General features: G+C 63.9%; 9 protein-coding genes. 4 read left to right on the top strand and 5 right to left on the bottom strand.

Annotation, left to right across the window (positions count from 1 at the left end; translation table 11 throughout):
- Positions 1-4 precede the first annotated feature (4 nt).
- A complete protein-coding gene (locus G3N99_RS00045) occupies positions 5-808 on the top strand; it encodes a hypothetical protein (RefSeq protein WP_241011326.1) in 804 nt (267 codons plus the stop codon).
- Between the two features lie 55 nt (positions 809-863).
- The gene (locus tag G3N99_RS00040) at positions 864-1,865 is read left to right on the top strand and encodes a fatty acid desaturase (RefSeq protein ID WP_206121259.1); all 1,002 of its coding nucleotides are present in this window, start codon (positions 864-866) and stop codon (positions 1,863-1,865) included.
- A 232-nt stretch (positions 1,866-2,097) separates the two neighbouring features.
- Here the strand turns inward: G3N99_RS00040 and G3N99_RS00035 are convergent, their stop codons facing one another.
- Positions 2,098-3,189, bottom strand: coding sequence for a chitinase (locus G3N99_RS00035; RefSeq protein WP_174933699.1), 1,092 nt, complete (start codon positions 3,187-3,189; stop codon positions 2,098-2,100).
- A gap of 827 nt (positions 3,190-4,016) precedes the next feature.
- Between G3N99_RS00035 and G3N99_RS00030 the strand changes: the two genes are divergently transcribed.
- On the top strand, positions 4,017-5,420 hold the full coding sequence (locus G3N99_RS00030) for a GGDEF domain-containing protein (RefSeq protein WP_174932288.1): 1,404 nt from the start codon (positions 4,017-4,019) through the stop codon (positions 5,418-5,420).
- A 73-nt stretch (positions 5,421-5,493) separates the two neighbouring features.
- On the opposite strand, the gene G3N99_RS00025 is transcribed toward G3N99_RS00030, so the two are convergent.
- The 4 genes from G3N99_RS00025 to G3N99_RS00010 all read right to left on the bottom strand — a co-directional run bounded on the left by G3N99_RS00025 (position 5,494) and on the right by G3N99_RS00010 (position 11,846).
- Positions 5,494-6,204, bottom strand: a complete 711-nt coding sequence (locus G3N99_RS00025) for a lytic polysaccharide monooxygenase (protein ID WP_241011325.1) — start codon at positions 6,202-6,204, stop codon at positions 5,494-5,496.
- Between the two features lie 382 nt (positions 6,205-6,586).
- Positions 6,587-7,201 carry a hypothetical protein gene (locus G3N99_RS00020; RefSeq protein ID WP_174938006.1) on the bottom strand — a complete coding sequence of 205 codons (615 nt, stop codon included), beginning with the start codon at positions 7,199-7,201 and terminating at the stop codon, positions 6,587-6,589.
- Between the two features lie 63 nt (positions 7,202-7,264).
- Positions 7,265-8,314, bottom strand: a complete 1,050-nt coding sequence (locus G3N99_RS00015; RefSeq protein WP_174932284.1) for a patatin-like phospholipase family protein — start codon at positions 8,312-8,314, stop codon at positions 7,265-7,267.
- A 76-nt stretch (positions 8,315-8,390) separates the two neighbouring features.
- Complete coding sequence (locus G3N99_RS00010; protein ID WP_206121258.1) at positions 8,391-11,846, bottom strand: adenylate/guanylate cyclase domain-containing protein; 3,456 nt, start codon at positions 11,844-11,846, stop codon at positions 8,391-8,393.
- A gap of 531 nt (positions 11,847-12,377) precedes the next feature.
- Between G3N99_RS00010 and G3N99_RS00005 the strand changes: the two genes are divergently transcribed.
- Positions 12,378-13,011, top strand: a 634-nt coding sequence (locus G3N99_RS00005; RefSeq protein WP_277396300.1) for a thiamine pyrophosphate-binding protein, incomplete at its 3' end; no start/stop codon positions are given.

Below are 13,011 nucleotides of genomic sequence, written 5' to 3'. Positions count from 1 at the left end.
TTGCATGAGCGTCTGCTACAACGCGCAGAATCGCTCGTGGGAATACGGCCGCGCGATGATTTCCCGGCACCATCGTCACCTGGGCGTACTGTCGGCGCTGATGCAATCCGCGATCGACACGATGCCGGCCGCGGACCATGACCTGGCATTCGCGATTGCCCGCACCGATATCGCGCTGCGTGCGTTGCAGCGTCATGTCGATGGCGTCGTGGTCGGACACGACGGGTCGCCCGACAGCGCGCATGGCGTGCGTGAACATCACGTCATCGCGATCGAAAAATTCCGTGCGCCGCGCTTCAGGCACTACTTGCCGCTCTCCCCGATATTCCGCGAATCCGAGGTTCTGCGCAGCGCGATCTTCGAACCGCTCGGTCTGGCTGGTACGCCGGAACCCTACCCCGATATCTGTTTCTGGGGGCATGGGGACGATTACTCGGATGGCTTCACGTTTCGCGTCGACGAGCGGGCCGATGCGATTTATCTCTGCCAGCATGTCGGCGGCCCGTTCATGACCGAGCGCGATGTCGCGGCCGATCTGCTTCGTTTCCTGAAACGGCGCAGCACGACGACCTATGTCGGCGCGATCGTGCTCGCCGACAAGCTGACCCTGGTCAAGGCGATGCTCGAAGCCGGATTCCGCATCACCGCCTATTTGCCGGCGTGGCACTGGAGCCGCGGCGCGCGCTACGACTGCCTGCTGCTCGCCCGGCGGGATAACGGCTTCGCGAGCAAGAACGGACTCGACGAACACATCGACATGCTCGATGCCGCGTACCGCGAGATCGGCCAACGCATCCTGTCCGCCTGACCTCTGCGCCGGCAATATGCCGCGCCCCACTCCAATCACTCACTCGAGGTAGCACATGACCAAAGACGAATGGCGCTCGATCAAGGCGACATTGCCGAACGGGCCCACCGGAAACGTCACGCTCGCGCTGTGGCTCGCCGATATCGCATTGCTTGCCGCTGCGTGGCTGCTTTGGCTCGCCGGCGGGCTCGGACGTCTCGCGGCACTCGTCGTCGCCATGCTCGCGCTGATTCACCTCTATCTGATCATGCACGAGGCACTGCACAACGCCGCATCGCGTTCGCACGGTTGCAACGAGGCCATCGGGCATCTCTGCGGATGGATCATCGGGTTGCCGTACCTGCCGCGGCGCAAAACGCATCTGGGCCATCACGCGTGGACCGCGCACCCGTCACGGGATCCGGAGAATCGCAAGATGATCCAGAAGTTCTCCGTGATGACGGAACGCGGCGCGCGTACGCTCGAATTCATCTGGCGGCACTGGATCCCGATGATGGCGTTCAACCATTTCCTCAGCCACTGGATTACGCCGTTCCTGCAACGCGATACGCCTGCAAACCGCGCGAAATCTAATACCGAGATCGCATTCAGCGCGATCTACCTGGCCGGCTATGCGGCCGTCGGCGCGCTCGCGTATCGCGCGGGCGTGCTCGGCAGCCTCATCGCGTTCTCGGCGATCCTGTGGATCGTGTTGCTGATGGCCGTCGAACTGCTCAATCTTCCGCATCACGCCGAGATCCCGCTGCTGGCCGACGACGCGGCACGCCCGCCGCTCTGGGAGCAGGACGTGGTGTCGCACAGCTGCGCCAACGTTCCCCTCTGGTCACGCTGGGTGATCCTGAATTTCAATCTTCACGTCGCCCATCATGCGTATCCCTGGTTGCCGTGGTACGACCTGCCTCGCGCACAACGGCTTCTCGATGCCGTGTCGACCGTCGAGGCGCCGCGCCAGACCCACGAGTGGGCCTTCGCCGTGACCAAGCGACGCCGGCCGCTGCTCGAACTGATGGGGCATTTCTTCGACAAGCGTGGCGCGTCGTCCGGGGGCGGACGCTGACCCTCCGCCCCGACGATCCCGTCCGGCGAGTGTCGGCGGCCCGGCCGTCGACACTCGAGCGCACTATCCGGAGGGCTCACCGGTTGACCTCGATGATTTGAGCGGCAGTTGCCGCTCAACGGAGGCACTCTGCCATTTCACCGGTTGCCGGTCGCGGAAATCGGAGACCACGGGACACTGCATCGCAATGATGCGGACGGCCCGCGTGGTCTCCTCCCTGGCCCATCGTCGTTCATTTGCCGGGCGCCAGGCCGTTGGCAAACCGGTTCGTATAGCCGAGCGTACCGACGCCGCCGATGGAGTTGCACGTCGACGATGCGGCGCCGGGCGGACAATCGACGTCACGGTCGAACGACCAGAAGTGGACACCCACGAGACCATTCTGTTTCACGAACTGCGCCACTGTGTCGGCGTCCGACGGCGTGAAGGTTTCGCCGGCCACATCGTTGCCGCCGATCATCGGCGTCAGCTCGATCTGGCTGTACGGGACACCCCAGTGATCGTGCAGGTTCATTGCCGCCTGGATCGCCGACTGCCCCATCTGGCAGGTGCCATTCGCAACCACACAGTTCCCCGCACTGGCCGACCCGTAGTCCATCGTCATCAGGTCGATGGTGTAGTTCTTCAGGCCGTAGGCCTGGATCGCCTGCATGACCCAGTCGCCATACACGTTGAAACTGTCGGGTGCGTTTGCGCCCCAGGAGCTGGCCGTAGTCGCGCCTTGCTGGGAGGGCGCCAGTGTGGCCAGCGTGAAGCTGAAGCGCAGGCCGGGATAATTCTGCTGGGCGACTGCCACGCGCTGGACGAGATCGTTGATCACCTGTTGGGTCTGCCCGCCCTCGATATCGAAATCGATCCCGATCAGGTTGCTCGACGCATAACGATTGATGAAGGCCGCCATGCCCGCATCCGTCCCGCACGTGAACATGCCGGCCGCGCCGCCGGTGGAAATCACGTAATTCACGTTGGCCGCGGTGAAAAGCGGCACATTGGCGGCCGCCATCGCGCCGCCGTCGACGCCCGCCCAGTTCTCGCTGCCGCATTCGCCGGTCGCGAATGCGAGCGTCAGCGTACGTACACCGGTTGGCAGCACCGACAGCACCGGGCTCAACTGACCCGTGACGTTCGTCGAGATGACGTTCGTGTTCCAGTTCATCGAAATCGTCGCGTCCTTGTACGGGCTATAGACGAATGCCGGCGCCGTGCCGGTACTCGTTCCGGCCGCCACGGCGGCGCCGGTGCCGAAAAACGACCCTGCCAGCAAAAGCGCCAGCGCGCCCCTCAAGGTCGAGCGCTTCATGATTCCGGTTCGCTTGTTCTTCATTTTCATGCCCTCATCGTGTTGTACGCATGACCGGCACCTGTCTTTCACGCAGACCGTGCCGGAGAATATTTCAGGAAGACGCGCTCCGCCCGCACGGACGTAACGGAAACCCGCCACGCGCCATGGACGGCGAGCGCCTGCATTATTGATACGGAGTACCGATCAAATACCGCAATCGAATCAATCCTGGCGTCCCCCGGTGACCAGGTCCTGGCCTTTCAGCGCCGTGTAACTGCCTGCGGCGCCGCATCTGGTTCGTGGCGCCCCCTTTCGATTGACAAAGCTCCGCCCAGGTCGAATTCAGAAGAAATCAACCTTACAAATTGCCATTCGATGAAAAATTTCTATACTGATCCTGCTTTTTATATCAACGACGGAAAACGCTACGACTTCGGTCAATGCTGATGAAGCATGTCATCCCCCACTTTCGTTCGGGACCGGATGTCCTTAACAACGCGATGCACGCGGTATCGTGAAGTTGTCGCACCGGCCCGCGATGGCGGGTCTGCCGCAAGGGCCAATGTAGTAAAGCTTCACTCCGGCGCCCTCGCTTCGCTTTGTTATACTACATAATCATCAGGCATCAACCCTGGAATCGATTATTTCGACCAATATCGAAATCCGAAATATTCACGCGTTCGCATTGCCATATTGCAATTGTCGCCATTCGATAATTCAAACAGATATCTCGCAGCCATTGGGCCGATTGTTCAAATCGGCGAAATTAAGACGACATGCATTTGCCTCATCGTTTTGACGGCCGATCCGTCATGACGTGACGTTGCCGTTCTTGCCCTTGATGCATCCACCGAACCCGGAGGCCGAACATGACCGTCAATGCCGCCACCCAAGCGTCGACCCGCACCGCCCAACTGGTCACCCGGGTGTACGCGAGGCTCCTGCTGGTCGGCTTCGCACTGGTGCCTGCGTATCTGATCGCCTACCTGTACTTCTTCCAGGACCCGTCGCTGAAATTCGAGAATCACGCCTTTCACGAACTGGCCATTGCGGCCGCCACGCTCGAAGGCGCGTTCGTCACGTATGTCTGCTGGCGCTGCTATCGCCTGTCGGGCGAGCCGTTGCTACGCTGGCTTACGCTGGGCTTTCTGGGCTTTTCGCTCGTCTATGCGTTGCACGGCGCGTTCACCGGCATGGCGCATCACAATATCTGGCTGTTCCTGCTGTACGGGCCGGCGTCGCGCCTGACCATGTCGATCCTGCTCCTGGTCGGGCAGCTCACCTACAGTCGCCAAGCCGACAGCGCGGCCACCCGCGCCGATCCCCGCATCTGGTTACCCTGGCTCGCCCTGTTCGGGCTCGTCGACGTTGCGGTCGCCGTGATCGCCTTCTCTCCCGTGGCCGGCAACCTGTGGGTACGCCTGTCGATGGAGGGCGGCGCACTGTTGCTCTCGGTCGTAAACGTCGTCGCGCTGGTCGTGCGCCGCATCCGCTCGCCGCTGATGACGATCTACGGCATCTCGGTCACGTCGTTCGCGCTCTCGTCGCTCGCCTTCATCCTCGGGCGGCCGTGGAATCACATGTGGTGGCTGGCGCATGCGATTTTCGCGGCCGGCTTCTTCCTGCTCAGTTTCGGCGTGGTGCAGGCCTTTCAAACGACCCGTTCGTTTTCGAAGATCTACAGCCAGGCAGAACTGTTTGCCCGGTTGCGGGAGGCGATGGCCAGGACGGAGCGCGCGCTGCAGGCGCTGCAACGGACCAACGAAAAACTCGAGCATCTGGCGGCCACGGACCCGCTCACGGGCGCGACCAACCGGCGGCAATTCATCGAAAGCGTGGAAGCGGAAATCAGCCGCGCCAAGCGCAATGGCGCGCCGTTCTCGTTGCTCGCGCTCGATCTCGACCACTTCAAGGCGATCAACGACAGTTACGGGCATCAGGCGGGCGACCAGGTGTTGCAACGCTTCGTCGACAAATGCGTCGATGCGATCCGGCCGTACGATGGCGTCGCGCGGGTGGGCGGAGAGGAATTCATGGTGCTGCTGCCGCAAGCCGAGCTGGACACCGCCCAGTCGATCGGCGAACGCATCCGCGCCGCGATCGCGGGCGCGCCGTTCGAAGCAGGCATCGGCGAACCGATCACGGTCACCGTGAGCGTCGGCGCCTCCGAATTCGGTCGGGACGGCGAGACGATCGACGCGATCCTGCGCAAGGCGGACGAACGCCTGTACCGCGCGAAGCATCTCGGTCGCAACCAGGTGGTCGCCGGGTAACCGGTTGCCGTGTCAGGCGTGCTTCGATCCATGACGCCCCGGCCAGCGCCGGGTGCGTCATGTCGCGGCCGTATCAGAACGGGCTGCGTGTCGTATCGCCATTGGTGAACGTCGCGTCGACGACCTGATAGAACGCCATCGCCGTATCCGCAACTTCCCAGACCGCCAGGATGACGTGGTAACCGCTACGCATCGGCAACCGGCATTGGTGAATGGTCGGCTGCTGCGGCACCAGGTTCGCGTTCGGATCCCAGTAGGGCTGGCCGGGATTCTGGATCGTGCAGAACGGCGTGGGCTCGAACTGCGCGCGCGTCAGCTTTTCCGACGGGTTCCAGTCGGCCCGTGTAATGAAGTAGTTCCAGCGACGCGTCTTGTGCACGGCGCTGAATTCCCATTTGAAATTCTGCAACGCGCCCGGCCGTAGCGGGATCTTCTGCCAGCGGCTCGGCGACTGCTCGTTCAGCACGGGCAGCGGGCCATTCGTGCTGGCGCCGGCGATTTCGCCGTCCGCCGGCGGTGCGGCATTCTTCGCGTCGGCCGGCGCGAACGGATCGGACAGGCCGCTTTGCGTCGCGGGGAAGAACTTGCCGTTCTCCATCGCGTTCGCGTGCCACGCGTCGACAGGGCAATTCGGATTCTGGCCTTGCGTGCACAGCACGATGCGCGAAGGCGGTTCGGTCAAACGGCCGTGCGCGTGAGCACCGGCCGCCGCGACCAGCAGCGCCACGCCGGCCAACGAGCGTGGCAACACGGAAGCAGCCACTCTGCGGATGATCTTGTTCATGAGCCCTCATGCGATTGATGTCGGAATGGATATGCGCACATCGAGCCTGCCGCAAGATCCCGGGCAGAGATTCCTGTCGACGCGTCGTCGCGCACACGGATCGGCAAAAGCGGCGGTCAAATGAAACCGCGGCAAGCGATGATTGATCGCCGCGTTTTCTGACAAATCACTTTCACCGAATCGAACCTTATCGACAAAAATCGGAAAAATAAACGTCCCGTATTGATCGTTTTTTAATTCGAATCAAACACTTGAATCATTTTTCATTTCAACCGGCTTTGGCTCGACTTCAATGACGACATTGAATGAACCGCCCGTTCATCGAGAAGACCGTTCCCGATCGTTCGGCAGACAGCCTGGCGCATCGGACTGTCTGTCGCCGTTATTCCTGAATCGGCAACCCCAACCGCCAGCTCAGATTCCGGCGCGCACTCGATTCGCAACGCATGTAGAAAAAATCGGTCAGATAGATGCGCGGACGAACGAGCAGCCAGCGAAGAATCGACCGTTCATGAAGGTCGTATGCCCGGTCGTCGAGATCGGGGCGCTCTGCCCGGAGCAGGCGGCCGTCTTCGCGAAATCGACTGCGAGACGCGCCCAGCACGGCCAGGTCGATGTCGCACACGAAACGGGTATCCAGTTCCGCCGCGATTCCGACGTGGGTCGTCGCAAGAATCATCGCGCAGATCCGGTCGCACGCGCCGATGCGCCCTGCCGCCAGGTGCCGGAACCAGTCGGCGCTGCGCTGCTCGTTGTTCTTCGCGCCCGGGACGTAGATCACGTCGTGGAACCAGAGCGCGAGTTCGACCGCATCCGGATCGGGCATCGCGCCGCGCGCGAGGTCGACATGACGCAGGCAGCGTTTCACGTGTGCGAGCGTGTGGTAATGCCGCATCGGCTCCGCATAGCCTTCCGCCAGCAAGCGATAGACCTCCTCGGCATGGATCCCGCCGCTGCCCGACCACAACGCGACGAACCGCGCCTGCGTCTGGTTCATGTTCGCTCCTTGGCCCGTGGCGGCCGCACATGCTCGCCCCACGCCGACGCTACCGCCATGCGCTCAGAGAAATTCCCTGCGAATGTCGATGCTCGACCGCTGCCCGATGTTTCCGTAGTGATGCGCGAGCCATGCATCGGCTTCGCGTCGTCCGTGGTCATGCAGCTCGCTCAAGAATCCCCAGTCCGCGTTGTACTTGCTCGATACGCTCAACGCGCTCAACGCGTCGTCGGCGCGAATGGAATGGATCAGCATTTCCTTCATCTCGCCGCGCTTGATCGTGCCTTGCTGGATCAGGTCGGTGACGAACGCGATCGCGCGCATCTCGCGCATCAGCGACGAGTTGAAACTGATCTCGCTGATGCGGTTCAGGATTTCCGCGGCCGTGATCGGCACCCCGCGGCGCACGAGCGGATTGATGTGCACGATCACGACGTCGCGCGTCGCGCAATTGTAGATAAGCGGATAGATGGCCGGATTGCCCATGTAGCCGCCGTCCCAGAAGTACTCACCGTCGATCGCGACCGCCTGGAACAATGTCGGCACGCATGCCGATGCCAGCACCGCGTCGGCACACACATCCTCGCCCGTGAAGATGCGTATCTTCCCCGTCTCGACGTTGGTGGCGCAGAGATACAACCGGATCGGGCAATGCTTGCGCAGCGCGTCGAAGTCGACCTGGCTTTCGAGCACTTCGCGCAGCGGATTCAGGTTGTTCGGATTGAACTGATACGGCGAGAAGACGCGCAGCATCATGTCGGTGAATGCATAGAGCGGCGAATGATCGAGCCCGAAGCTGTGCGTCCCCTTCAGCCACGGCACCCAGCGCAACGGGTTGTAGCGCTCCGCCGATCGCGCGACCGCCTGCCAGAAGTCGTGCAGCGCCTCCCGTGCACCGTCCTCGCCCCCTTTCAGCAGCCCGCACGCGAGCACGGCAGCATTCATCGCGCCCGCGCTGGTGGCACAGACACCCTCGATGTCGAGCCTGCCGTCTTCGAGCAGACGATCGAGCACGCCCCAGGTGAATGCACCGTGCATCCCGCCACCCTGCAGCGCCAGCGTGATCGGTTTGCGCGGACCATCGTGGCGGCGTCTCGTGTGCGTGGTTGTCATGCCCGTCTCCTCGAGCAGCGGCAGTTCGCGGACGGCACGTGGTCACACGATGCGTCGTCGACCGCCGCAGGTCCATTCATCCTGCGTCCGCGCCCAATGCGTCCAGCAGCGCTCTTGCCTCTTGCAGGTCGCTTGTATCGAAACCTTCCGTGAAGCATCCATATACGTCGGACAGCACTTGCCTGGCCTCTTCGGCCCGTCCCTGTCGCTGCAATAGCCGGGCGAGGTCCGACGCGGCCCGCAGTTCCAGCGCCCTGGCACCCTGCCGGCGTGCGCGCGCGATCGCTCTGTGAAAGCAGTCGATGGCTTCGTCGTCGCGTTCAGGCGCCGTGCCAGCGTTGCCGGCCCGGCCGGCCAGACAGGTTCCCGTGAGCCGGTACAGCTCGGCCTCGTAGCAATGCTCGCCGGATTTTTCGACGATCGCCATGGCCTCGTCCAGCATGCCCAGTGCGGCCTTCTCGTCATCCGCGCGCCAGTAGCTGTCGGCGAGCAACGCGAGGGAATAAGGACGTTGATCCTCGCCGCCGGCAGCCCGCTGCGCATCGAGGCCCAGCCGCATCTGTGCAATGCCGTCCTGGAGGTTTCCCTGCACGCTCGTCGCCCAGCCTCGCAGCAGCGTCCCCCACGCGAGCCAGTACGGCAATCCGTGCTCGGTCGACACGGCAATGACCGCTTCCGCCCGCTCGGCGGCCAGCATCGGCTCCCGCCGCAGTTGATGCAGATGCGCCGTGTAGGTCAGGCTGAACGCGAGAGACGGCCCATGAGCCAGCTTCTGTGCGAGCGCAAGCGCTTCGACACTGCGTTTGAGCGCCTGGTCGGGATACCCCTGAATCCACAACGTCAGCATGAGGAAACAGAGTGCCCGGATGCCGGGATCCACCCCGTGTGCGAACGCGTGTGCCTGATGCTGATCCGGATCGTAGAGCGCAAGCGCCTGTTCCGCGTGGGTGCGGGTAGCGCCGAAATCGCCCAGAAAAAACAGGCACGAACCCAGCGCGCTATGCGCCTCGATGAGCAGGCCCGGATCGTTCGCCTCCCGCGCCGTCCTGAGCATCTGCATGCCCAGTTCCAGGCCGAGCGCATGCTCGCCACGCACCCCGTGATGGATCCGCAATCCCAATTGCGTCGCGAAGCGTTGCGATGCCTCTCCGGTGCGCTCGCACAATTCGAGTGCGCGCCGATAGGCCTCGCCCACCTCGTTCGCGCCATACCCGCGCACGTCCATCAGGACGGGCCCGAGGGAAAGCAGCAGTGCCAACTCCGAATGCGCGCGCACCGGTGTGTCGGGCAAGCCCTTCAACAACGCCAGCGCTGCGCCGAGATGATTCATCGCATCGTGATGGGCCGCATGGCGCAACGCCTGCTGCGCCGCTCGATGCAGGTATTCGACCGCCTTGGGGACGTTTCCGCTCTGACTGTAGTGGTGCGCAAGCTCGCTGCAGTAATCTGCGATGCGTGTCGGGAACAGCACCTCGATCGCCTGCGCGGTGCGCTCGTGCAGTGCGGTACGCCGCTCCGTGAGCAACGAGCGCCCTGCCACCTCCTGGGTCAGCGCGTGCTTGAACGAGTAATTGACTTCCGGAAAGGCGGGACACTCGTAGATGAACTCCGCCGCCTCCAGATGCGCGAGGAGACGCCGCAGCTCGTCGTCCCGCGCCGTCTCCTCGCCGCAAATCCGTCGGATCAGGCTGAACGGAAACTCGTGGCCGATCACCGCGAGCGCCTGCAGCAATTCCTTTTCGTCGATCGGAAGCCGGTCGATACGAGCCGCGAGCACGCCCTGCACGGTGGTGGGAATGTGCAGCGTGGCCGGCGTCTCCACGATGCGATAGCGCCCGGCCTCGCCGAGCAGCGAGCGCTCCTCGACGAGCGTCTGGACCACCTCCTCCATGAAGAACGGGTTGCCCTCCGTCTTCTCCAGGATGAGCTGCTTCAGCGGCACGAGCGTGCGATCCTCGCCGAGCAGCGCCGCGAGCAGTCCTTGCGCATCGGCGGGACCTAGCGGTTCGAGCCGCAGCGTGCTCCCATGCGCCGCACGCACCCACGCGGGCTGATACTCGGGACGGTAGTTCACCAGCAGCAGGATGCGTGCATCCGGCACGTGGTCGATCAGGTAGGTGAGGAAGGCTTCCGTCTCACGGTCCAGCCATTGCAGATCCTCGAACAGCAGATGGACCGGCTGATTCCGGCTCTCTCGCGCGAGCAGCTGCCTGATCGCGTCGAAGGTCCGCTCGCGCCGGATCTGCGGATCCATCTCGACGAGTACCGGCCCGCCTTCGCCAATGCCAAGCAGATAGAGGACGTACGGCACGAGGTCCTCGAAACTGCGCTCGAGCGTGAGCGCCTTGCCGATCACCTTTTCCCGGCAGCGCCGCTCGTCGTCCTGTGTCGTGATCTGAAAATAATTCTTCAGGAGTTCAATCAACGGCAAATTGGAATACGCCTTGCCGTGCGATACGGAAAACGTCTCCAGCACCAGCGCGCCACACCGCGATCGCTCCTTGAACTCGTGGAACAGGCGAGACTTGCCGACGCCGGCGTCCCCCGCCACGCCGACCACGCGCCCCTGTCCGGCGCTCACGGTCTCGCGCGCCCGGTTCAGGTGTTCCATTTCCGTTTCACGGCCGACGAAGCGCGCGAGACCGCGATGCGCCGCCAGCTGCAGGCGCGTGCGCAACGCCCCCAGGCCGAGCACCTCGTAGACGCGCAGCGGCGCGGGAATACCCTTGAGCTGCGTCGCCCCCAGCGCCTTGAACTCGAAATAGCCTTCGGCCAGCTTGTGGGTGGACTCGCTGACGAGAATCGACGTCGGCGCCGCGATGCCCTCGATCCGCGACGCGATATGGATCGTATGGCCGAGCGGATCGTAATCGGTGTGCAGGTCGTCGGTGCGGATCGAACGAACGACGACCTCGCCGGTGTGAACGCCGACGCGAATCTGCAGAGGAATGCCTTCCTGCAGACGAATGCGATCGCCATGCTGCCGCATCGCTTGCTGCATGCGCAATGCAGCGAAGAGCGCGCGCTGTGCGTGGTCTTCGTGGGCAATCGGTGCGCCGAACAGCGCAAGGATGCCGTCGCCGAGCGATTTGGCGACGTACCCTTCGTAGTAATGGACCGCTTCCATCATCAGCTCGACCACGGGCACGATCAGGCGATGCGCCACTTCGGGATCGAGATCGTGGATCAGCGCGGTCGACCCGGCCATGTCGGCGAACAGCGCGGTGACGGTCTTGCGCTCACCGGCGGGTTCGCCGCGCGCGGCCATGGCCGCGTGTTCGGCACGGATGCGCTCGGCAAGATGATCGGGCGTGTAATGAACGGGCGTGGGCGGCGGCTCCCGAACCGATGCTAGGGACGGCGGCGATGCCGCCGTGGGCGCGGCAAGCGATGCCCCGCAGTTGCTGCAGAAGCGGGCCGCCGGCGCGACGTCGTGTCCGCAGTGCGGACACGTGCGGGACAGCACGGCCTGGCATTCCTGGCAGAACCTCGCACCGGGAGGATTCTCGGAACCGCATAGGGCGCAGCGCATAAAACCCTCTTCCAGCCAAGGGTCGACATCAAAATATTATGCGCCACTCGCCGCGGTTATTCAGGTTGACTATGCGATTTCGCATGCCGACCGGCGTCGCGTGCGCGGCGAATCCGGGCGCGCCATCGTCGGCAGAATCTCCCCGCAAGATGCCGGTTGCGCCGGTTGCGCCGCGTGCCCGCTCATCCGCCTGCCTGCCATTCGTGAGCCAGCCGCTCGCGATGCGCCAGGCGTGCAACCACCCGCGCCAATCGGCGCGTACGTCGCCGATTTACGCCCCATTCCCGCAAGACAGGTCGATGCCGTCATGCAACGCCGGGCTGTCCTTGCGACGCGCGTTGCAACCCGCTCTTCCGTGAAAACCCGCGGTCCGCTGCCGGCACCGCGAATCGACGCCGCCATGCACGGCACTCATGCCGCGCATGAAAACTAATCGATTGTTGGCACCCCGGATCGACGCCGACAATCCGCACCATGCCCCCTCGTTTGCGGTTCGGGCCACTCACCCTCCCAATCGGCACACCACGATCCATGAACCAGCCAGCCACCGTTTCCTCCATCGCCGGGGCCCGCAAGGCCACGGCGGCGCCCTGCCATGCCCGCCCCCGCACCTGCGGCGAAGCGCTCGTCGACCTGCTCGAACGCCACGGTGTCGAATGCGTGTTCGGCATTCCCGGCGTGCATACCGTCGAGCTCTATCGCGGCCTCGCCGCATCGTCGATCCGCCACGTGACGCCGCGCCACGAACAGGGGGCCGGCTTCATGGCCGACGGCTATGCACGCGTCACGGGCCGGCCAGGCGTGTGCTTCATCATCACCGGGCCGGGGATGACCAATATCGCGACCGCGATGGCACAGGCCTACGCGGATTCGATCCCGATGCTGGTGATCTCGAGCGTCAACGCGCGACGCGAACTCGGCAGCGGCGACGGCCGCCTGCACGAGCTGCCGTCCCAGCGCGACGTGTTCGCGGGGCTCACCGCGTTCTCGCACACGCTGCTCGACGCGGCTGACCTGCCGCAGGTCCTCGCGCGTGCATTCGCGGTCTTCGCCAGCGCGCGGCCGCGGCCCGTGCATATCGAGATTCCGCTCGACGTGATCGTGATGCCGGCGCCCGCGCTGTCGGACCTCCCGCCCGCGCTGCCTGCGCGGCCCGCGCCCGTTA

It is taken from the genome of Burkholderia sp. Ac-20392 (assembly GCF_017104585.1).
Lineage (GTDB): Bacteria > Pseudomonadota > Gammaproteobacteria > Burkholderiales > Burkholderiaceae > Burkholderia > Burkholderia lata.
This window is presented reverse-complemented; position numbering and strand designations above follow the sequence as displayed.

Coding starts and splice junctions, on each gene's coding strand:
- G3N99_RS00035 (WP_174933699.1), bottom strand. CDS start 3,189: ATGAAGAACAAGCGAACCGGAATCATGAAGCGCTCGACCTTGAGGGGC.
- G3N99_RS00020 (WP_174938006.1), bottom strand. CDS start 7,201: ATGAACCAGACGCAGGCGCGGTTCGTCGCGTTGTGGTCGGGCAGCGGC.
- G3N99_RS00025 (WP_241011325.1), bottom strand. CDS start 6,204: ATGAACAAGATCATCCGCAGAGTGGCTGCTTCCGTGTTGCCACGCTCG.
- G3N99_RS00010 (WP_206121258.1), bottom strand. CDS start 11,846: ATGCGCTGCGCCCTATGCGGTTCCGAGAATCCTCCCGGTGCGAGGTTC.
- G3N99_RS00040 (WP_206121259.1), top strand. CDS start 864: ATGACCAAAGACGAATGGCGCTCGATCAAGGCGACATTGCCGAACGGG.
- G3N99_RS00015 (WP_174932284.1), bottom strand. CDS start 8,314: ATGACAACCACGCACACGAGACGCCGCCACGATGGTCCGCGCAAACCG.
- G3N99_RS00045 (WP_241011326.1), top strand. CDS start 5: ATGAGCGTCTGCTACAACGCGCAGAATCGCTCGTGGGAATACGGCCGC.
- G3N99_RS00030 (WP_174932288.1), top strand. CDS start 4,017: ATGACCGTCAATGCCGCCACCCAAGCGTCGACCCGCACCGCCCAACTG.